Origin of the sequence: Ottowia flava (assembly GCF_008017535.1) — a bacterium.
GTDB classification, from domain to species: Bacteria; Pseudomonadota; Gammaproteobacteria; order Burkholderiales; family Burkholderiaceae_C; genus Ottowia; species Ottowia flava.
The window spans coordinates 72,479-92,481 of the sequence record NZ_VRUA01000016.1 but is presented as its reverse complement, the minus strand read 5'-3'; the positions used below and the strand labels follow the sequence as shown (position 1 = coordinate 92,481).

The window sequence follows — 20,003 nt, the reverse complement described above, 5'->3', positions numbered from 1 at the left end:
TCCAGATGGCCGCCATCAGCCCGAAACTGGGCCGCACAAACGCAGATACTGCATTGAATTCACCCATTCTGGGGCGCGCTGCTTCATGTCGTGGCAAGCCGCCCGCTATCGGCTGGCTTCAATCGTGTTTTGAACACCATCCCTAAACGTTCGCCGGTCCCGGCACGGCGCATGACGGGCTCCGGCAACGGCGTTTGCGAAAAACCCTGGTATTTGCTAGGAAAACAGAAGCTAATCGCGTAGGTGGTTCTAGGGCGAAAGCCGGTTTTCTTTGTAAATGTGCTTCCCCAGCCGGTTCGGACGCCGCCGGTCCGTGTGCCCGTGCAGCGCGGGACAAGGCGCGCCGATATAGTCGGTGTACCCACCGATTCGCCACCACAGGACTTCCCCGATGAACACCACCGCCCCCGCCGTCGCCCGCTTTGGCAGCGGCCAAGCCGTCAAGCGCATGGAGGACGATGCCCTGCTGCAAGGCCAGGGTCGCTACACCAACGACTTGTCGCAGGCCGGCGATGGCCACCTGGTGTTCGTGCGTTCGCCGTACCCGCACGCGACGATCGGTGCCATCGATACCGCGGCGGCCGAGGCCATGCCCGGCGTGCGCGCGATCATCACCGGCGCGCAGTTGGCGGCGCAAGGCGTGGCGCCCATGCCCACGGGCGCGCCCTTCAAGCGGGCCGACGGCAGCGATTGCGCCTCGCCCCCGCGGCGCGTGCTGGCGCATGAGCGAGCGCGTTTCGTCGGCGAAGCGGTCGCACTGGTCGTGGCCGACACGCTGCAGCAGGCACGCGACGCGGCCGAGCAGGTCATGGTCGACTACGCAGAGCTGCCGCCGGTGCCCACGCTCGCCGCGGCTCTGCGCGCCGACGCCAGCCTGGCCGATGCCGCGCCCGACAACATCAGCTGCGAGGCGCGCCATGGCGACGCCGCCGCGTGCGACGCCGCTTTTGCCAGCGCGGCGCACGTGGTCCAGCTCGACATCACCCACCAGCGCCTGGCCGCGCTGACGCTGGAGCCGCGCGCCGTGCGCGCTTGGGACGAGGGCGGCCGCATGCAGGTGCACATCAGCTCGCAGATGCCCACGGGCGTGCGCGCCGCCGTGGCGGCCGGTCTGCAGGTGCAGCCCGACGACGTGCGCGTGCGCGTCACCGACGTGGGCGGCGGCTTCGGCATGAAGACCGGCGCATACCCCGAAGACGTGGCGGTCGCGCTGGCCGCACGCGCCAGCGGCCGGCCCGTTACGTGGACCGGTGACCGCAGCGAGGAATTCCTCAGCACCACGCACGGGCGCGACGTGCAGGCCCACGCCGAGCTGGCGCTGTCCGCAGAAGGCAAGATCCTGGGCCTGCGCGTGCATTCTCACGCGAACGTGGGCGCCTACGCCACCGGCACGGGCGTCGCTATTCAGCTGCTGATCGGCCCCTGGGTGCAGACCAGCGTCTATCACGTGCCGGTGATCGACTACCACTTCCGCGCCATGCTGACCAACCAGGCGCCCACCGGTGCTTACCGCGGCGCGGGCCGGCCCGAAGCGATCTTCAACATCGAACGCCTGATGGACGAGGCCGCGCGCCAGACCGGCATCGACCGCGTCACGCTGCGCCGGCGCAACTTCATCGACCCGGCGGCCATGCCGTACAAGAACCCGATGGGCCAGACCTACGACGTGGGCCGGTTTGAGCACGTCATGGACCAGGCGCTGCCGCTGGCCGACTGGGACGGCTTTGCCGCGCGCGCGGCCGAATCGAAGGCGCGTGGCCTGTGGCGAGGGCTGGGCATTGCCACCTTCCTGGAATGGACGGGCGGCAACGTGTTTGAAGAGCGTGTCACCGTCGACGTGAAAGGCGACGGTTTCATCGAGGTCTACTCCGCCGTCAACCAGATGGGCCAGGGCATTGCCACGTCGCTGGCGCAACTGGTGGTCGATGCCTTTGGCGTGCCCATCGAGAAGGTGCGCGTGGTGCTGGGCGACACCGACCGCGGCAACGGCTTTGGCAGCGCGGGGTCGCGCTCGCTGTTCACCGGCGGGTCGGCCATGCGCAGCGGCGCCGACGCCACCCTGAAAGAAGCGCAGCAGTTGGCCGCGAAGTCGCTGGAAGCCAGCGCCGACGACATCCGTTACGAGGCTGGGCGCTTCACCGTCGTCGGCACCGACCACGGCATCGGCCTGTTCGAGCTGGCGGCCAAGCAGGAGGGCGGCCACATCTTTGTCGACCACACCCACACCGTCAGCGGCCCGACCTGGCCCAACGGCTGCCACATCAGCGAGGTCGAGGTCGACCCCGCTACCGGTGCCGTCGCCATCGTCGCCTACGCCAGCGTCAACGACGTCGGCCGCGTGGTCAACCCGATGATCGTGCGCGGCCAGCTCGACGGCGGCGCCGTGCAAGGCATCGGGCAGGCGTTGACCGAGCAGATCGTCTACGACGGCGACACCGGCCAGCTGATGACCGGCAGCCTGATGGACTACGCCGCCCCGCGCGCGCAGGACCTGCAGACCATGTTCAAGACCGAGATGGACGAAAGCACGCCCTGCAAGAACAACCCGCTGGGCGTGAAAGGCGTGGGCGAGCTGGGCACCATCGGCGCCACGCCCAGCATCGTCAACGCCATCGCCGACGCGCTGGCACGGGCCGACCGCGGTGAGGTGTCGCCACGCTTGCAGATGCCGCTGTCGCCCGGGCGGCTGTGGGGTTTGCTGAACGGTGAATCCGTCTGAGTTTTGATCAAATCGGCCGCTGGCCCTACAACCACTTGCGCGATCAGCTATTGTTTTGAGAGTATTCTTTGATCTCCTGCGGCTGAAAGCCGGGTTGGCGCAACACCTTGGCCTGGCCCGATGAACGCGCCCAAGTCCACGCCTACCGCCGCCCGCTGTTACGCGCTGCTGCCCTGCGCCGGCACCGGCTCGCGTGCCGGCACGGCGCAGCCCAAGCAGTACCAGCCGGTGGCCGGTGTGCCCATGGTGCAGCACACGCTGACGGCCTTCGCCCAGGTGGCGCGGCTGGCCGGTGTGCTGGTCGTGGTGGCGCCGGGCGACGGCGTGTTGACGTCTGACGCAGCCGCGCGGCGCACCGTCGCACCCTGCGGCGGCGCCACGCGCGCCGAAAGCGTGCTGAACGGCCTGAACCATTTGCTGGCCCACGGCGCCGCACCGGGCGATTGGGTGCTGGTGCACGACGCCGCGCGCTGCCTGGTCACCCCCGCACAGATCGACGCATTGATCGACGCCTGTCTACCCGACGCCGTCGGCGGCCTGCTGGCACTACCGCTGCCCGATACGCTGAAAGCCGAGGCTGGCGGCCGCGTGGCCGCCACCGTCGACCGCAGCGACAAATGGTTGGCGCAGACGCCGCAGATGTTCCGCATCGGCGCGCTGCGCGACGCCTACGCTGCCCAAGCCGCCAGCGGCTTCGCCGGCTTCGCCGGCCTCACCGACGAGGCCAGCGCCATCGAAGCCACCGGCGCGCAACCGCTGCTGGTGCGCGGCAGCGCGCAGAATTTCAAGGTCACCTACCCGGAAGACTTTGCCTTGGCCGAAGCTATTTTGAGAAGCCGCAACGCATGACCGACACACCTGCCGCCCCACTGCTTCCCTTCCGCATCGGCGAAGGCTGGGACGTGCACGCTCTGGTGCCGGGTCGCCCGCTGGTGATCGGTGGCGTGACCATTCCGCATACGCATGGCCTGCTCGGCCATTCGGACGCCGATGTGCTGCTGCACGCCATCACCGATGCGCTGCTCGGCGCGGCTGGGCTCGGCGACATTGGCACGCACTTCCCCGACACGGACGCCGCCTTCAAGGGCGCGGATTCATTCACTTTGCTGGCCGAGGCCGCGCGCCGCGTGCACGCTGCAGGCTGGCGCGTGGGCAATGTGGACAGCACCGTCATCGCGCAGGCGCCGCGCCTGGGCCCGCACCGTGCGGCCATGGTCGAACGCATTGCCGCCGCGCTGCAGATCGCGGCGACGCAGGTCAACGTGAAGGCCAAGACGGCCGAGAAGCTGGGGCCGGTGGGGCAGGGCGCGTCGATCGAGGCTCGCGCAGTGGTGCTATTGATTGAGTAGCGGGTTGCGCAGATGGGTGTGGGCTGAAAGGCCTGTTTCACACATTTTCCGTGCCGCGCCGCTTCTTCATCGACTTGGTGGGGACCCGGGTGTCGGGCGCCTGCTGCAGCCGCACGATCGCCAGCAGGCCCCCAGTGGGGCTGTTGGCCAGCTCCAGCGAGCCGCCCATGTTCTGCACCATCTTGGCCACGATGGCGAGGCCGAGGCCCGCGCCGGTGGCCGACGTGCGCGCGGCATCGCCACGGAAGAAGGGGCGCGTCAGGCTGGACAATTGCTCTGGCGCCACACCCGCGCCGTGGTCGCGCACACGCAGGATCACGACGCCATCGCGCGCGGTGGCCGCGATGCGCACGCGGGTGACTTCGGTGCCCGGCGTCTTGCCGTAGCGGCGCGCGTTTTCAAGCAGGTTGGACAGCACGCGCATCAGCTCGACGTCGTCACCCAGCACCCGCAGTTCGGGCGCGACCTCGATCTGAAATTCCATGTCGTCGCGCAGCGCAAACGGCGTGGCCGACTCGTGCACCAGGTCGCCCAGGGGCATTTCGGTCAGCGTCAGGTGGTCGGGTCGGGCGTAGTCGAGGAATTTGTCGATGATGGTGTCGACCTGCGCGATATCGGCGGCCATGTGCTCGCGCGCCTCCTCGTCGGGCACGCTCATCTCGGTTTCAAGTCGCAGGCGCGCCAGCGGCGTGCGCAGATCGTGCGAGATGCCGGCCAGCATCTCGGCCCGGTCCTGCTCGATTTTCGAGAGCTGGTCGGCCATGCGGTTAAAGCCCACGTTGACCTCGCGGATCTCGCTGGACATCGCGCTTTCGTCCAGGCGGCTGCGCTGGTAGTCGCCGTCGCGCACCCGCGCCGCGGCGATGGACAACTGCTTGAGCGGCCGGTTGATCAGCCGCGCCAGCAGCGCGGCGCCCACCAGCGACACCCCGCCCAGCGTCGCCAGCCAGAGCAGCCAGGTGCTGCCGCCCAGCAGCGCGCCGACGCGCGAGCGGTCCATCAGCAGCCAGTACGAATCGCCCTCGATCGAAAAGCCGACCCACAGGCCCGGTTCGTTGTTGACGCGGCTGGCCACCACGGTGTCGGGGCCCAGGCGCGCGATGAGCTCGTTGCTCATGCGGCGTTCCAGTTCGTCGTGCGCGAACAGGTCGAACTTGTCGCCCGGCTCGTGCGGCAGGATGCGCACTTTTTCCTGCTCGGCCAGCGTCTTGATGAGCGAGACGCGTGCGATGGCGTCGGAGTGGATCAGCGCGGCGCGCGACAGATTGACCAGCGACGCGACCTGGCGCGCGTTGTCGACCAGGCGCGGCTCGTATTCCAGCTTGCGAAACAGCTGATACCAGCCCACCGCACTGGCCAGCAGCAACAGGCTGAGCAGGATGAAGGTGCGCCAGAACAGCGTGATGCCGAACACGCGCCGACGCACCGGCGCCACGCCCTCCAGGGGGGCGTGCATGGAGTCGGTCAGCGAGCCCGCAGGTTCGGCGGTTGGCATGAAAGAGGTTGGAACGGTGCGCGTCGCTGGCGCGGGCGCTCAGCCGCAGCGCGGCCGACGCAGCCCGGTCGCCAGGCGGCAATCAGCTGGTGCCGTCCGGCACGAAGACATAACCCACGCCCCACACCGTCTGGATGTAGCGCGGGCTGGCCGGATCCTGCTCGATCAGCTTGCGCAGGCGCGAGATCTGCACGTCCAGGCTGCGGTCGAAGGGCTCGAACTCGCGGCCACGGGCCAGTTGGGCCAGCTTTTCACGCGACAGCGGCTGGCGCGGGTGGCGCACCAGGGCTTTCAGCATGGCGAATTCGCCGGTCGTCAGCGAAATTTCCTCGCCATTCTTGTGCAATGAACGGGCCGCCAGGTCGAACACGAAGGGGCCGAAGCTGACCGATTCGTTCTCGGCTGAGGGCGCGCCCGGCGCTTCCTGGGGCGGTCGGCGGCGCAGCACGGCGTGCACGCGCGCCAGGAGTTCGCGCGGGTTGAAGGGCTTGCCCAGGTAGTCGTCGGCGCCGACTTCCAGACCGACGATGCGGTCCACGTCTTCGCCCTTGGCGGTCAGCATGATGATGGGCGTCTTGTCGCCCGCGGCGCGCAAACGGCGGCACACGGACAGGCCATCTTCGCCGGGCATCATCAGATCAAGCACGATGAGGTCGATGGTGTCGCGCAGCATGATGCGCGCCAGTGCCTTGGCGTCCTCGGCCACGATCACTTCGAAGCCTTCCTGCGCCAGGTAGCGGCGCAGCAGGTCGCGGATGCGGGCGTCGTCGTCCACAACGACGATCTTGTCGGCTCGGTTGATTGCCTGGTTCATCAAGTTCCTTGGGTCCTATTTGTAACAGAGGCATTGTGACCCTTTTGCACCAGGGGATCAGGGCTTTCCCTCGTTTGTTTTCACAGTGTTACAGATGTTGCCCCGCTCCCGGCCTTCTTGGCGGACATTCACGACCCTTCATGGGAAGGTCAGGCCGCATGTCGTTCCAAGGTTCTTCATTTTTTGCTGTGGCCCTGCTCGGCCCCGGCTTGATGCTGGCGCCCGCGGCAGGGGCACAAGGCGTTAGTGAGCAGGCGGTGCCACCGGCTGGCGAATTCGCCCCGACACCGGCGCAGACCCCGGCCTTGGCGCCGCGCAGTGGCCTTTGGCAGACGGTGGAGGCCGAGTACCGTCGGCCCTCAGAGGCCCCCGACAGCAACCCGCATCGGCTGACCGAAGCGCAGCGTCAGGTGTTGCGCGACCAGGTCCGTCGTGCCTCGCCGCAGGCCGGCAATCCGCAACTCACGCCCGTGGTCTCCCGGCCCTGAGGCGCTTCGTGGCCGGCGGTCGGCCCTCGGTGCCAGCCGCTGTCCGACACGGAAGCGTCAGCGGCTGTGCCAAGATCACCAGCCTCGAACCCTTTTCATCTTGAAGGTATGAAACTCCGTCACGTGCTGGCTGCGGCCAGCTTTTTCGCCATGACCCTGGGGAGCGCGCAGGCGCAGCCAGGTGCCACTTCCACACTGACCATGACGCCACCTCAAAACGTGCTGCAACTGAGTGCCACCGGCCTGGTGGAGGTGCAGCAGGACCTGCTGACTCTGAGCTTGTCGACGACCCGCGAAGGCGCGGACGCCAACACCGTGCAAAACGAGTTGCGCAAGGCAGTGGATGCCGCGATGAACGAAGTCAAGAAAACCGCCCAGCGCGAGCAGATGGATGTTCGATCGGGCGATTTCAACGTGCACCCGCGCTATGCCCGCGACGGCAAGATCAACGGCTGGCAGGGGCGCGCCGAGATCGTGCTGGAAGGGCGCGATTTCCCGCGCATCACGCAGGCCGCTGCCCGCGTGCCGTCGATGACCATCGGCAACATCGAATTCGGGCTGAGCCGAGAGGCGCGTGGCAAGGTAGAGGGCGAGGCGCAGGCGATGGCGATCGAGCGGTTCAAGGCCCGCGCTGGCGAGATCGCCAAGGCGTTCGGCTTTGCGGGCTATACGCTGCGCGAGGTCAGCGTCAGTGGCGAGGACAGCGGGTACCAGCCGCGCATGATGGCGATGGCCAAGGAGATGCGTGCAGGCGCAGCCGCCGACGCGGCCCCGGTGCCGATCGAGCCTGGCAAGAGCGTGGTGCGCATCACTGTGTCGGGGTCTGTTCAGGCGCACTGAGTTCTGGTTTTTACCATTCCTCTGCCTAGGGTTTGGCCATGATTTTGGCCTTAAACCTAGGCGGATAAAGCGCTAGCCGCTATCATTATTGACAATTCTTGGTCGTCGGATCACCGCGGTGCGAGGCGCTTTCGCGTACGATCAAGTGTGACCTGCCGGACCGAGCGCCCAGCCGGTGGGCACGTCATCTGCTTTCGTCTTTTTTGCTGCCATGAATTCGCCCACCCTGCACCGCGTCCACTGTCCCGATGCCCAGGGCGGTCACCACATGGCCTGGTGGGCATGGGGCGACGCGCAGGCCGGCCACTTGATCGTCTGCGTGCATGGCTTGTCGCGCCAAGGCAGGGATTTCGACGTGCTGGCGCGGCGGTTGGTGGCGCGAGCTGCCGAACAGGGTGGCGCCGTGCGCGTGGTCTGCCCCGACGTGGTCGGCCGGGGTGAGAGCGACTGGCTCAAGGACCCGATGGGCTACCAGTTCCCGACGTACGTGGGCGACATGCTGGCCATGCTCGCGGCGCTGCACCAGAGCGCAACGATCAGCACGCTGGACTGGGTCGGCACCAGCATGGGCGGTCTGATCGGACTGTCGGTCGCAGGGCTGCCGCAGCTTCCGTTACCGGCACCGGTGCGGAAGCTCGTGCTGAACGATGTGGGCCCGGCGGTCCAATGGGCGGCGCTGCAGCGCATCGGGCGCTACTTGGGCAAGTCAGGCCCCTACGAAACAGTGGAACAGGGCGCGGCCGACATGCGCGCGCTGTCGGCGGGCTTTGGGCCGCACACCGATACTGAATGGTTGGCGTTGTCGCGTCCTATGCTGCGCCAGCGCGCTGAGGGAGGGTGGCGCATGCATTACGACCCCGCCATCGCGGTGCCGTACGCCGCGATGTCCGAGACTTCGGCGGCCGAGGGCGAGGCAGCGCTGTGGCAACTGTACGACCATGTCTCGGCCGACACGCTGGTGCTGCGCGGCGGCGATTCGGACCTGCTCAGCCCTGCCACCGTTGCTGCGATGGCGGAACGTGGGCCACGCGCACGCGCGCGGGAGTTCGCCGGAGTCGGCCATGCGCCCACGCTGGTGGCGCCCGACCAGGTGCGCGTCGTGCTGGATTTTCTGTTGCCGTGAAGCCCTTCCGGTTGGAAAGCGTTCGCGGCGGTTTGTTGTTTCCAGGCTGATGAAATCCCTTTCCCTGCGCCCACCCCCACCGGGTGCTCCGGTGGCCGATGTGCTGACCGCCACGGCGGGCGATGCGCACGATGTGCTGGGCATGCGCTCGCGCGCCCGTGCGTTCGCCGTTCCCCTGCTCACGGACGAGTTCACCACTTCGGGCGAAGCGCTGCTGGACCACGCCGACGCGGTGGCCGACATCCTGGCGGCAATCGGCGGCAGCGAATCGGTACAAGCGGTGGCCTACCTGAGCTACGCCAGCGCGCAACTGAACCGCCCCGACGAAATCATTGGCAAGGCCTTTGGCGACGGCCTGGCGCGCCTGGCGATCGAGACTTCCAAGCTGGAGCAGGTGCAGATGCTGTCGCGTGCCAAGCGCAACGAACAGGCGTCGGATTCCGAACTGGCCAGCCAGCAGACCGAGTACGTGCGCAAGATGCTGCTGGCCTTCAGCCGCGACCTGCGCGTGGTGCTGCTGCGCCTGGCCTCGCGCCTGCAGACGCTGCGCTACTGCGCGGCCGTGCGGCGCGCGCCTACGCCGATGCTGCTGCGCGAGTCGCACGACGTGTTTGCGCCACTGGCCAACCGGCTGGGCATCTGGCAGATCAAGTGGGAGATGGAAGATCTGATCTTCCGTGCGCAGGAGCCCGACACCTACAAGATGGTGGCGTCGCTGCTCGACGAAAAGCGCGTCGAGCGCGAAACCGCGCTGGAACAGCGCCGCGCCGAGATCGAGGCGGCGCTGTGCGCCCAGGGCATCGCGGCGCAGGTGTCCGGGCGCCCCAAGCACATCAGCAGCATCGTGCGCAAGATGCGCGGCAAGGGGCTGGACTTCGACCAGGTGTTCGACGTGCGTGCGCTGCGCATCATGGTCCCGCAGGTCGACGACTGCTACGCCGCGCTGGGCTGGGTGCACCAGCAGTTCACGCCCGTGCCGGACGAGTTTGACGACTACATTGCCAAACCCAAGATCAACGGCTACCAGTCGCTGCACACCGTGGTTCGCGACGGCGAGGGCCGCGCGTGGGAGATTCAGATCCGCACGCGCGAGATGCACGAGCACGCCGAGCACGGCGTGGCCGCGCACTGGGCGTACAAGGAAGCGGGCACCAAAGGCTATGTGGGCGTCAGCGCCGCCAGCGATTACGACGCCAAGATCGCCGTGCTGCGCCAGCTGCTGGCCTGGGAGCGCGACCTGTCGGGTACGGCGCCGCAGTACGGCCTGTTCGACGACCGCATCTACGTGCTGACGCCCGACGCCGCCATCGTCGAATTGCCTGCCGGCGCCACCCCGGTCGACTTCGCCTACACCGTGCACACCGAGCTCGGCCACCGCTGCCGAGGCGCCAAGGTCGACGGCGCCATGGTGCCGCTGAACACACCGCTGAAGAACGGGCAGACCGTGGAAGTGGTGGTGGCCAAGGAGGGCGGGCCGTCGCGCGACTGGCTGAATGCCGACCTGGGCTATCTGGCATCGTCGCGGGCGCGCGCCAAGGTACGCGCCTGGTTCAATGCGCAGCAGGCGCGCGAGACCACCGCGCGCGGCCGCGAGATGGTTGAAAAGCTGTTGCAGCGCGAGGGCAAGACCTCGGTGTCGATGGATTTTCTGGCCAACGAGTTGGGCTACAAGAGCCCCGACGCACTGTTTGAAACCGTGGGCAAGGACGAGTTGTCGCTGCGCAGCATTGAAACCGTGCTGCGCCCGCCTGCGCCCCAACCCGACGCCGATGCACAGATCCTGCTGCGCAAGCCCAAACCCGAAGGTGGCGCGCGCGGCGGCGTGCTGGTGGTCGGCCTGGATTCGCTGTTGACGCAGCCGGCGCGCTGCTGCAAGCCTGCGCCGCCCGACGCGATTGGCGGCTACGTCACGCGCGGACGCGGCGTCACCGTGCACCGACGCGACTGCGCGAGCTTCCGCGACCTGCTGGCGCGCGAGCCAGAGCGGGTGATCGAAGTTGACTGGAGCGCCCCGGCCGAAGGCCGCAAGACCGCGTACCCGGTGGATGTGGCGGTAGAGGCTACCGACCGCCAGGGCCTGCTGCGCGACATCTCCGACGTTTTCGCGCGCGAAAAGATGAACGTCATCGGTGTGCAGACGCAGTCCGTCAAAGGCTGGGCCTGGATGACCTTCACGGTTGAGGTCAGCGACACGCAGCGCCTGTCGCAGGTGCTGCGCGAGGTGCTGAACGTGACAGGAGTGCGTGTCGCGAAGCGGCGCTGAGCCAAAAGCGCCGGCCGATCTGCTACACTCCTGCGCTTCGAATCATCCAGGCGCGTAGCTCAGTTGGTTAGAGCACCACCTTGACATGGTGGGGGTCGTTGGTTCGAATCCAATCGCGCCTACCAATTCACCATTGGTCAAAAGCCCCTTAGATCTACCGGTCAGAGGGGCTTTTTGTTGGTCAATTGGAAGCCACTCGGGCGGATTCACCACGCAGTGGCTGCGCAAGCCAGCGCGCTCTCGGGCAGACCTCAGTTTCATGTTAAACATGCCTCACTGGCAACCTGCTAGGGCGCATGCAGCTACTCTTAAGATAGCAAAATTTGGCTGTCGTCTGGCCCACGACCCAAGATCCTGTGGGCGTCCACCCGGGCTCCTACCGAGAGAGTTTTCGTTGGTGCTCGCTAAACTGAGCCGACCATTGTTCAGGAGCTTGGATGTCCATCAGCGCGCTCGATTTGTTCAAGGTTGGTATTGGCCCGTCGAGTTCGCACACGGTGGGGCCAATGCGCGCGGCAGGCTTGTTTGTGGACGCACTGCGCGCCGCAGGTCAGTTGCCACGGGTTCGGCGCGTTGAGGTGAAGCTGTATGGCTCGCTTGCAGCGACAGGTATTGGCCACGGCACCGACCGTGCGGTGGTCGCCGGCCTGATGGGACTGCGCCCGGACGTGGTCGATCCGGATGCCATGAGCGCTGCGGTGGACGCGGTACAACTGGATGGCCGCTTGCAGTTGGCGGGTCAGCATGCGGTCGCGTTCGACTGGCAGACCGATCTACGGCTTTTGCCCATCAGTCTTTCCTGGCATCCCAATGCCCTGCGGCTGAGTGCGCATGGCGATGCTGGCGTGTTGCGCGAGGAAACCTACTACTCCGTCGGCGGAGGCTTCGTGGTGGACGAGGCACAGGCCCAGGCGGGCGAAGGCGGCGTGACGCAGGTGGCGATCGCCCACCCCTTTCACTCGGCCGACCAGCTGCTGGCACTGTGCCGCGATACGCGCCTGAACGTGGCCGAGCTGATGCTGCACAACGAACGCGCCTGGCGCAGCGACGACGACACACGCGCCGCGCTGCTGCACATCTGGTCGGCGATGCGCGCCTGCGTGGCGCGCGGTTTGCGCTGCGAAGGCGTGCTGCCCGGCGGGCTGGACGTGCCGCGGCGGGCACCGGCGATGTACCGGCGCCTGAATGCGCGCGATGGGCGGCCCAACCTGATCACGCAGACCTTTTCAGCCATGGACTGGGTCAACCTGTATGCGCTGGCGGTGAACGAGGAAAACGCCGCCGGTGGTCGGGTCGTCACGGCGCCCACCAACGGCGCGGCGGGCATCGTCCCGGCGGTGCTGCACTATTTCATGGACTTCCAACGCGGCGCCAATGACGGCGATGTGGTCGACTTCCTGCTCGCGGCTTCGGCCATCGGCATTCTGATCAAGACCAATGCGTCGATTTCGGGTGCTGAGGTGGGTTGCCAAGGCGAAGTGGGTTCCGCCTGCGCCATGGCGGCAGCGGGCCTGGCGCAGGTATTGGGAGGCACGCCCGAGCAGGTAGAGAACGCGGCCGAGATCGGGTTGGAACACAACCTGGGCCTGACCTGCGACCCCATCGGCGGGCTGGTGCAGGTGCCTTGCATCGAGCGCAACGCCATGGCGGCCGTGAAGGCCATTAACGCGGCGCAGCTGGCGTTGTCGGGCGACGGCACGCACAAGGTCAGCCTGGACGCCGCCATCCGCACCTTGCGCGACACCGGGCGCGACATGCAGGACAAATACAAGGAAACCTCGCTCGGCGGCCTGGCGGTGGCGTACACCGAGTGCTGATCCGGGCGTCGCGTTGTCGTGGCGGCGCCTGTCAGGCTGCTGCGGGGTGGGTGAACTACAGTTACACCCATGAGTAACGAAGAAGAAACGAAGGCCGTCGGCGCCGGCACGTGGCTGCGGCGTGTGCCCCTGGTGGGGCAAATCGCGATCGGCCTGGTGCTGGGTGTGGTGCTGGCACTGGCCTGGCCGGAAGGTGCCAAATCGGTCAGCCTTCTGGGCAAGGTGTTTGTCTCCGCGCTGAAGGCGGTCGCGCCGGTGCTGGTGTTTATCCTCGTGGCCGCGGCGATTGCCTCGCACAAGCGCGGGCAGGAAACGCGCATCCGACCCGTGCTGGTGCTGTACCTGCTGGGCACCTTTGGCGCCGCTCTGGTCGGCGTGGCCATGAGCTACCTGTTCCCCACCGCGCTGGTGCTGAGCGTGCCGGCCGCGCAAGGCACGCCGCCGCAGGCGATCGGCGAGGTGCTGACCAACCTGCTGATGTCGGCCGTGGCCAACCCCGTGACGGCCATCATGGAAGCCAACTACATCGGCATCCTGACCTGGGGCGTGTGCCTGGGGCTGGCGCTGCGGCGTGCCGCCATCGCGTCCCAGCAGATGCTGCTGGACCTGGCCGACGCCGTCAGCAGCATCGTGCAATGGGTGATCCGCCTGGCGCCGCTGGGCATCTTTGGCCTGGTGGCCGGCACGCTGGCCGAATCGGGCTTCAGCGCGCTGCTGGGCTACGGCCGCCTGTTGCTGGTGCTGGTCGGCAGCATGCTGCTGGTGGCGCTGGTGCTCAACCCGCTGATCGTCTGGCTGGCGACGCGCCGCAACCCCTTCCCGCTGGTGTTCGCCTGCCTGCGTGAAAGTGGGGTCACGGCCTTCTTCACGCGCAGCTCGGCCGCCAACATCCCCGTCAACCTGGCGCTGGCCAAGCGGCTGGACCTGGACGAGGACACGTATTCGGTGTCGATCCCGCTGGGCGCCACCATCAACATGGCGGGCGCAGCCATCACCATTTCGGTCATGGCGCTGGCGGCCGCCCACACGATGAACGTGCAGGTCCACTTCGTCACCGCGCTGCTGCTGTCGATCGTGGCCACCCTGGCGGCTGCGGGCACCTCGGGCGTGGCCGGGGGCTCGCTGCTGCTGATTCCCATGGCGACCAGCCTGCTGGGCCTACCGGCCGACGTGGGCATGCAGGTGGTGGCGATCGGTTTCGTGATCGGCGTGGTGCAAGACTCCTGCGAAACCGCGCTGAACTCGTCGACCGACGTGCTTTTCACCGCCGCCGCGCTGGCGCCGCCGGCCCCGGCACCTCTGGTGCCTGCGGACTACCACGATGCCTGACGCGGTGCGCCGCATTGGCGCGAGCGCGGCGACTCAGGCGGCGGCTTCGACCGCCACTCGCGCCCGCAGCGAATGCGGCAGCGCTTCGGTGATGGTCACGTCCAGCATCTGGCCGATCAGGCGGCTGCCGTGGGGGCCGCCGTCGAAATTGACGATGCGGTTGCATTCGGTGCGGCCCATCAGCTCGGCCGCGTTCTTGCGTGAAGGACCTTCGACCAGCAGGCGCTGCGTCGTGCCGACGCGGCTCGCGCTGATGGCACGGACGTTCTGCTCGATCTCGGCCTGCAACAGCTGCAGGCGGCGCAGCTTGACCTCGTGCGGCGTGTCGTCCGCCAGGTTGGCCGCCGGTGTGCCGGGGCGCGGGCTGAAGATGAAGCTGAACGAAGCGTCGAAACCCACGTCATCAATGAGCTTCATCATCTTGCCGAAGTCGTCTTCGGTCTCGCCCGGGAAGCCCACGATGAAGTCGCTCGACAGGCCCAGGTCGGGCCGCACCGCCCGCAGCTTGCGGATGATGCTCTTGTATTCCATGGCCGTGTAGCCGCGCTTCATCGCCATCAGGATGCGGTCGCTGCCGTGCTGCACCGGCAGGTGCACGTGGCTCACCAGCTTGGGCACGCGGCCGTACACCTCGATCAGCCGCGGGGTGAATTCGTTCGGGTGGCTGGTCGTGTAGCGGATGCGCTCGATGCCGGGGATTTCGGCCACGTACTCGATCAGCAGCGCGAAGTCGGCGATCTCGCCCGTGGCGCCCGCGACACCTGTATCGCCGCCCATTCTTCCGCGGTACGCGTTGACGTTCTGGCCCAGCAGCGTCACTTCCTTGACGCCCTGGTCGGCCAGGCCGGCGACTTCGGTCAGCACGTCGTCGAACGGGCGGCTGAATTCTTCTCCGCGCGTGTAGGGCACCACGCAGTAGCTGCAGTATTTGGAGCAGCCTTCCATGATCGACACGAAAGCGCTGGCACCGTCCACGCGTGCCGGCGGCAGGTGGTCGAATTTTTCGATTTCCGGGAAGCGAATGTCCACCTGCGGGCGCTGTTGGCGGTCGCGCTCGGTCAGCAACTCGGGCAAGCGGTGCAACGTCTGCGGGCCGAACACCACGTCCACGTACGGCGCGCGGCGGATGATTTCTTCACCCTCCTGGCTGGCCACGCAGCCGCCCACGCCGATCAGCACGCCTTTTTCCTTGAGGTGCTTGACTCGGCCCAGGTCGGAAAACACCTTTTCCTGCGCTTTCTCGCGCACCGAGCAGGTGTTGAACAGGATCAGGTCGGCCTGCTCAGGGTCGTTGGTCGCTTCGTAGCCCTGGGCCGCGCCCAGCACGTCGGCCATCTTGTCCGAGTCGTACTCGTTCATCTGGCAGCCAAACGTCTTGATGAACACCTTGCGTGACATGGCAGGTTGTCCTCTCACAAAGAAATCGCAAAAAAAGAGCGGCGCTCGGTGCGCCGTCCGCTGTGTCGGCGCCTGTGCGCGCCGACGAGCGGTGACAGGGGCGGTGTCAGCCGCCGTATTCGTTCAGCTTGAGTCGGCCCGGCGGCGGCGTGGCGGTGCCGTCGGGCATCGTCTGGGCCTCTTCGGGTGTCAGGATCCAGATGTCGCGCACCATGCCCGCCGGATCGCGGATGTAGTTGACTCTGTAGGTCTCGCCAACCAACTGGTTGTTCAGCACAAAGGTGTTCTGCGGGCCACGCACGCGGGCGCCGGGCGCCAGGCGTTCTTCGGTGCCGTCGAGCTTGACCTCCAGCGGAATCTCCGAGAACTTGATCGTCCCTCGCTTCACGTCCTGCGGGAAGATGCGCTGGAATTGCGCATGAGATTCGTTGGAAAAAGTGCCTGCAGCGCTTGCCAATATTGCGCAGGCAGCTATGAATAAGTGAGCTTTAGGGGCTTTCGGGCAGCGGTTCATGGTGTTTGTCCAGAGGCTGTGGAAACCGGAAACCCCTGATTTTATGCGGCTTGGCGGGCGATCGCCCAAAGTCATCCACCGCTCGCGCAGGCCGAAACCGGCAATTTTCTGTATGGTGGATGGCCAGAGTGCAAGAATTGGGGTTTTGGCCGCCGGACCATCGTCGGGCGGCATGCAGACAGCGGAGTGAACCCCCTATGAAACGAGACGCCTTGCCGGGCACCACGGCTGCCGCCGAGCAGCAAGCCATCAGCCGCGACGTGCTGGCGGAAAAGTACTTCAAACCCGGCGAGACCTCCCTCGAACAGCTCTATGGCCGCGTCGCGCGCGCGCTGGCCTCGGTTGAAAAGCCCGAGTTGCGCGCCGAGTGGGAACAGAAGTTCCTGGCCAACCTGTACGCGGGTGCCATTGGCGCCGGCCGCATCATGAGCGCCGCGGGCACCGACATCCAGGCCACGCTGATCAACTGCTTCGTGCAGCCGGTGGGCGACGCCATCCAGGGCACGGACGACGAGGGCTTCCCCGGCATCTACGAAGCGCTGCGCGAAGCCGCCGAGACCATGCGCCGCGGTGGCGGCGTGGGCTACGACTTCAGCCGCATCCGACCCAAGGGCGCTTTCGTCAAAGGCACGCACAGCATGGCCAGCGGGCCGTGCAGTTACATGAACGTGTTCGACCAGTCCTGTGCGACGGTCGAAAGCGCCGGCGCGCGCCGCGGCGCGCAGATGGGCGTGCTGCGCATCGACCATCCGGACGTGCTGGAATTCATCACCGCCAAGCGCACGCCAGGCCGCTGGAACAACTTCAACGTCTCGGTCGGCGTGAGCGACCCCTTCATGAAGGCCGTGGCCGCCGGCGCCGACTGGGAGCTGGTGCACAAGGCCGCGCCCGGTGCCAAACTGGTGGAGCAGGGCGCCCACCAGCGCACCGACGGCCAATGGGTCTACCGCACGCTGCCTGCGCGCGAGCTGTGGGACACCATCATGAAGTCGACCTACGACTTCGCAGAGCCCGGCATCCTGTTCCTCGACCAGATCGGGCGCGACAACAACCTCAACTACTGCGAGGAAATCGCCGCCACCAACCCCTGTGGCGAGCAACCGCTGCCGTCCTACGGCTGCTGCGACCTCGGCCCCATCATCCTGACGAACTTCGTGCAGCACCCGTTTGGCGTGGGTGGCACACCGGTGTTCGACTTTGCGCGGTTTGAACAGGTTGTGGCCACGCAGGTGCGCGCGCTCGACAACGTGCTGGACGTCACCTTCTGGCCGCTCGAGCAGCAACGCGCCGAAAGCGCCAGCAAGCGGCGGATCGGTGTCGGCTTCACCGGCCTAGGCAACGCGCTGACGCTGTTGCAACTGCGCTACGACCGCGAGGAAGGCCGACAGATGGCCGCCGAGATCGCGTGCCGCATGCGCGACGCGGCGTACCGGGCCTCGGTCGAGTTGGCCAAAGAAAAGGGCGCCTTTCCCAAGTTCGACGCCAAGGGTTACCTGGCCGAAGGCACGTTTGCCAACCGCTTGCCGGACGACCTGAAGGCCGCCATCCGCAAACACGGCATCCGCAACAGCCACCTGCTGTCGATCGCGCCCACCGGCACCGTCAGCCTGGCCTTCGCCGACAACGCCAGCAACGGCATCGAGCCCGCCTTCAGCTGGGGCTACCAGCGCAACAAGCGCGAGGCCGACGGCAGCAAGAGCGCCTACACCGTCGAAGACCACGCCTTCCGCGTGTACCGCTCCCAGGTCGATAGCAGCGTGACCACCGACGACGCAGCCGGCAAGCTGCCCGACTACTTCGTCAACGCGCTGCAGATGAGCGCGCAGGAACACGTCGCGATGATGGAGGCGGTGCAGCCCTTCGTCGACACCAGCATCAGCAAGACCGTCAACATCCCCGAGGACTACCCCTACGAGGACTTCAAGGACCTGTACCGCCAGGCTTGGCAGGCCGGCCTGAAGGGCTTGGCGACCTACCGCCCCAACAGCATCCTGGGCGCCGTGCTGGAAACCACGCCCGCCAAGAAGGAAGAGTCGGCCGCACCCGCCGCTGCCGTCGCCCCGCTGGCCGCCGTGCCCGCGTACGACCCGGCGCGCACCGTGATCGAAAAGCGCCCGGCCGGCGGCCTGCCCGCGGTGGCCGAGAAGATCGAGTACTGGACCAGCGAAGGCCAGCAGCGCCTGTACCTGATCGTCACCTTCCTGCCCATGCCCGCCGCCGATGGCCAGGGTTCGGTGGAACGCGCGATCGAATTCTTCATGCCCGTCGGCCAGAGCGGTGAATCGCAGCAGTGGATCACCGCCACCATGCGCATGCTCAGCCTGGCTGCGCGCGGCGGCTTCCTCGACCGCGCCCTGTCCGACATGCAGAAAGTCAGCTGGGACCGCGGCCCGGTGCGCCTGGGCACGTACGAAAAGGCCGACGGCACGCACGTGCCGCGCTGGCACGACAGCGAGGTCGCGGCCATCGGCTACGCCATCGAAAACCTGATCGCCAACCGCCAGCAACTGGCCCAGGCCTCGCTGTTCGACGTGGACGAGTTGCCGGCCGCCGAACCCGTTGCCGTGCCCAGCAGCACGATGGCGCCGGGCGTCATGGCCGGCAAGAAATGCCCCGAATGCGGCGCGCACGCCATGATCCGCAAGGACGGTTGCGACTACTGCACGCAGTGCGGCTTTGTGGGCAGCTGCGGCTGACCGGACACACGGTCCGAAGGAAAAGGCGCCTTCGGGCGCCTTTTCTTTTTGATCGCGCCGAAGTGCGAGCCGCTTCAACCCACGCCGTAGTTCGGCACCGCGCTCAGTTCGTCAAACAGATCGCTGTAGATTTTATAGCGGTTGGCGCTGATGGTTGTAGGGCTGCAGGCCGATTCTTCATAAAATCTGGGCGTCTGCGCCGTACCCGCCACCGCCGCCCGCACGCCGCAGCCGGGCTCGTGCAAGTGCGTGCAGTTGTAGAACTTGCAGTCGGCCACGTGCGGCTTCAGGTCCGGCATGTACGCGGCCAGCTGCGCCGGGTCGATGTGGCGCAGGCCGAATTCCTGAAAGCCGGGCGAGTCGATCAGCGCGCCGGTGCGCGCGGCGTCCAGCCAGTACCAGGTCGTCGTGGTGGTGGTGTGCTTGCCGGAGTTGAGCGCTTGCGAGATCTCGCCCGTCAGTGCACTGGCGCCGGGCACGGCGCGGTTGATCAGCGTGCTTTTGCCCGCGCCGGACGGGCCCAGGATCAGCGTGGTGTGGCCTTGCAGGCGCGCGATCACGTCGTCCAGCAAACAGCCTTCGGGCACCTGGCCGTCCTTGGGCTTGGCGGCCATCGGGAGCACGCTGTAGCCCATGGCGCGGTAGGGCGCCAGGCGCTGCCAGGCGCGCGCAAACAGCTCGGTCAAATCGGCCTTGTTCAGCACGATCAGCGGGGTGATGTGCTCGGCCTCGCAGGCGATCAGGGCGCGCGCGAGCTGGTGCTCTGAAAACTCCGGCTCAGCCGCGACCAGGATCAGCACCTGGTCCAGGTTGGCAGCGAAGGACTTGGTGCGGATTTCGTCCTGGCGGTACAGCAGGTTGCGGCGCGGCTCGATCTGCTCGACGGTGCCTTCGTCCTGCGACGGCTGCCAGCGCACGCGGTCGCCAACAACGACGCCGAGCTTTTTGCCGCGCGGGTGGCAGATCACGCGGGCACCCTCCGGCGTTTCGACCACGCAGTGGCGGCCGTGGCTGGCGATGACCAGCCCGGGCAGCAACGCCGCCTGGTCGGCGGCGGCCGCGGCGGCGCGGCCTTTGGAGGTGGCGCGCGCGGGGCGGCTCATGGGATGGCCCTTCGTGCTTCGCACTTCGGGTGCGAGCGCCTTCGGAGCGGCCGAG

15 protein-coding genes and 1 tRNA gene are annotated in these 20,003 nt (G+C 67.1%); 11 read left to right on the top strand and 5 right to left on the bottom strand.

The genetic code is table 11. From position 1 onward, the window contains the following. Positions 1–391 precede the first annotated feature (391 nt). From FVQ98_RS15115 to ispF, 3 genes are all read left to right on the top strand, one after another. A complete protein-coding gene (locus tag FVQ98_RS15115) occupies positions 392–2,719 on the top strand; it encodes a xanthine dehydrogenase family protein molybdopterin-binding subunit (RefSeq protein WP_147914284.1) in 2,328 nt (775 codons plus the stop codon). 120 nt (positions 2,720–2,839) lie between these two features. Then, positions 2,840–3,568 carry a 2-C-methyl-D-erythritol 4-phosphate cytidylyltransferase gene (ispD, locus tag FVQ98_RS15110; protein ID WP_147914283.1) on the top strand — a complete coding sequence of 243 codons (729 nt, stop codon included), beginning with the start codon at positions 2,840–2,842 and terminating at the stop codon, positions 3,566–3,568. Further along, positions 3,565–4,068: a 2-C-methyl-D-erythritol 2,4-cyclodiphosphate synthase gene (gene ispF / locus FVQ98_RS15105; protein ID WP_147914282.1), complete on the top strand. Its 504-nt coding sequence runs from the start codon at positions 3,565–3,567 to the stop codon at positions 4,066–4,068. The genes ispD and ispF overlap by 4 nt, the downstream gene beginning before the upstream one ends. Positions 4,069–4,105: 37 nt before the next feature. Here ispF and FVQ98_RS15100 read toward each other — a convergent pair whose 3' ends face one another. Both FVQ98_RS15100 and ompR read right to left on the bottom strand, forming a co-directional pair. Then, positions 4,106–5,563 carry a sensor histidine kinase gene (locus FVQ98_RS15100; protein ID WP_370512968.1) on the bottom strand — a complete coding sequence of 486 codons (1,458 nt, stop codon included), beginning with the start codon at positions 5,561–5,563 and terminating at the stop codon, positions 4,106–4,108. Positions 5,564–5,645: 82 nt separating this feature from the next. Then, positions 5,646–6,377 carry an osmolarity response regulator transcription factor OmpR gene (gene ompR / locus FVQ98_RS15095; RefSeq protein ID WP_147914281.1) on the bottom strand — a complete coding sequence of 244 codons (732 nt, stop codon included), beginning with the start codon at positions 6,375–6,377 and terminating at the stop codon, positions 5,646–5,648. Positions 6,378–6,535: 158 nt separating this feature from the next. Between ompR and FVQ98_RS15090 the strand changes: the two genes are divergently transcribed. The 7 genes from FVQ98_RS15090 to sstT all read left to right on the top strand — a co-directional run bounded on the left by FVQ98_RS15090 (position 6,536) and on the right by sstT (position 14,237). Further along, on the top strand, positions 6,536–6,865 hold the full coding sequence (locus tag FVQ98_RS15090) for a hypothetical protein (RefSeq protein WP_147914280.1): 330 nt from the start codon (positions 6,536–6,538) through the stop codon (positions 6,863–6,865). A 108-nt stretch (positions 6,866–6,973) separates the two neighbouring features. Beyond that, on the top strand, positions 6,974–7,705 hold the full coding sequence (locus tag FVQ98_RS15085; RefSeq protein WP_147914279.1) for an SIMPL domain-containing protein: 732 nt from the start codon (positions 6,974–6,976) through the stop codon (positions 7,703–7,705). A 211-nt stretch (positions 7,706–7,916) separates the two neighbouring features. After that, positions 7,917–8,828, top strand: coding sequence for an alpha/beta fold hydrolase (locus FVQ98_RS15080; protein WP_147914278.1), 912 nt, complete (start codon positions 7,917–7,919; stop codon positions 8,826–8,828). Positions 8,829–8,877: 49 nt separating this feature from the next. Then, positions 8,878–11,091 carry a RelA/SpoT family protein gene (locus FVQ98_RS15075; RefSeq protein WP_147914277.1) on the top strand — a complete coding sequence of 738 codons (2,214 nt, stop codon included), beginning with the start codon at positions 8,878–8,880 and terminating at the stop codon, positions 11,089–11,091. Between the two features lie 48 nt (positions 11,092–11,139). After that, positions 11,140–11,216 (top strand) — tRNA-Val (locus tag FVQ98_RS15070). A gap of 312 nt (positions 11,217–11,528) precedes the next feature. Continuing rightward, positions 11,529–12,908 carry an L-serine ammonia-lyase gene (locus FVQ98_RS15065; RefSeq protein WP_147914276.1) on the top strand — a complete coding sequence of 460 codons (1,380 nt, stop codon included), beginning with the start codon at positions 11,529–11,531 and terminating at the stop codon, positions 12,906–12,908. 69 nt (positions 12,909–12,977) lie between these two features. Continuing rightward, a complete protein-coding gene (gene sstT / locus FVQ98_RS15060) occupies positions 12,978–14,237 on the top strand; it encodes a serine/threonine transporter SstT (protein WP_147914275.1) in 1,260 nt (419 codons plus the stop codon). 33 nt (positions 14,238–14,270) lie between these two features. On the opposite strand, the gene miaB is transcribed toward sstT, so the two are convergent. Continuing rightward, positions 14,271–15,635: a tRNA (N6-isopentenyl adenosine(37)-C2)-methylthiotransferase MiaB gene (gene miaB / locus FVQ98_RS15055; protein WP_147914274.1), complete on the bottom strand. Its 1,365-nt coding sequence runs from the start codon at positions 15,633–15,635 to the stop codon at positions 14,271–14,273. A gap of 106 nt (positions 15,636–15,741) precedes the next feature. Then, on the bottom strand, positions 15,742–16,323 hold the full coding sequence (locus FVQ98_RS15050; protein WP_147914273.1) for a hypothetical protein: 582 nt from the start codon (positions 16,321–16,323) through the stop codon (positions 15,742–15,744). A gap of 23 nt (positions 16,324–16,346) precedes the next feature. Between FVQ98_RS15050 and FVQ98_RS15045 the strand changes: the two genes are divergently transcribed. After that, positions 16,347–18,845, top strand: coding sequence for an adenosylcobalamin-dependent ribonucleoside-diphosphate reductase (locus tag FVQ98_RS15045; RefSeq protein WP_147914272.1), 2,499 nt, complete (start codon positions 16,347–16,349; stop codon positions 18,843–18,845). A 74-nt stretch (positions 18,846–18,919) separates the two neighbouring features. Here FVQ98_RS15045 and rsgA read toward each other — a convergent pair whose 3' ends face one another. Next, positions 18,920–19,948, bottom strand: a complete 1,029-nt coding sequence (gene rsgA, locus FVQ98_RS15040) for a ribosome small subunit-dependent GTPase A (RefSeq protein WP_147914271.1) — start codon at positions 19,946–19,948, stop codon at positions 18,920–18,922. Positions 19,949–20,003 lie beyond the last annotated feature (55 nt).

Coding starts and splice junctions, on each gene's coding strand:
- rsgA (WP_147914271.1), bottom strand. CDS start 19,948: ATGAGCCGCCCCGCGCGCGCCACCTCCAAAGGCCGCGCCGCCGCGGCC.
- ispF (WP_147914282.1), top strand. CDS start 3,565: ATGACCGACACACCTGCCGCCCCACTGCTTCCCTTCCGCATCGGCGAA.
- ompR (WP_147914281.1), bottom strand. CDS start 6,377: ATGAACCAGGCAATCAACCGAGCCGACAAGATCGTCGTTGTGGACGAC.
- FVQ98_RS15090 (WP_147914280.1), top strand. CDS start 6,536: ATGTCGTTCCAAGGTTCTTCATTTTTTGCTGTGGCCCTGCTCGGCCCC.
- FVQ98_RS15065 (WP_147914276.1), top strand. CDS start 11,529: ATGTCCATCAGCGCGCTCGATTTGTTCAAGGTTGGTATTGGCCCGTCG.
- FVQ98_RS15075 (WP_147914277.1), top strand. CDS start 8,878: ATGAAATCCCTTTCCCTGCGCCCACCCCCACCGGGTGCTCCGGTGGCC.
- sstT (WP_147914275.1), top strand. CDS start 12,978: ATGAGTAACGAAGAAGAAACGAAGGCCGTCGGCGCCGGCACGTGGCTG.
- miaB (WP_147914274.1), bottom strand. CDS start 15,635: ATGTCACGCAAGGTGTTCATCAAGACGTTTGGCTGCCAGATGAACGAG.
- FVQ98_RS15045 (WP_147914272.1), top strand. CDS start 16,347: ATGAAACGAGACGCCTTGCCGGGCACCACGGCTGCCGCCGAGCAGCAA.
- ispD (WP_147914283.1), top strand. CDS start 2,840: ATGAACGCGCCCAAGTCCACGCCTACCGCCGCCCGCTGTTACGCGCTG.
- FVQ98_RS15050 (WP_147914273.1), bottom strand. CDS start 16,323: ATGCCGCCCGACGATGGTCCGGCGGCCAAAACCCCAATTCTTGCACTC.
- FVQ98_RS15115 (WP_147914284.1), top strand. CDS start 392: ATGAACACCACCGCCCCCGCCGTCGCCCGCTTTGGCAGCGGCCAAGCC.
- FVQ98_RS15085 (WP_147914279.1), top strand. CDS start 6,974: ATGAAACTCCGTCACGTGCTGGCTGCGGCCAGCTTTTTCGCCATGACC.
- FVQ98_RS15100 (WP_370512968.1), bottom strand. CDS start 5,563: ATGCCAACCGCCGAACCTGCGGGCTCGCTGACCGACTCCATGCACGCC.
- FVQ98_RS15080 (WP_147914278.1), top strand. CDS start 7,917: ATGAATTCGCCCACCCTGCACCGCGTCCACTGTCCCGATGCCCAGGGC.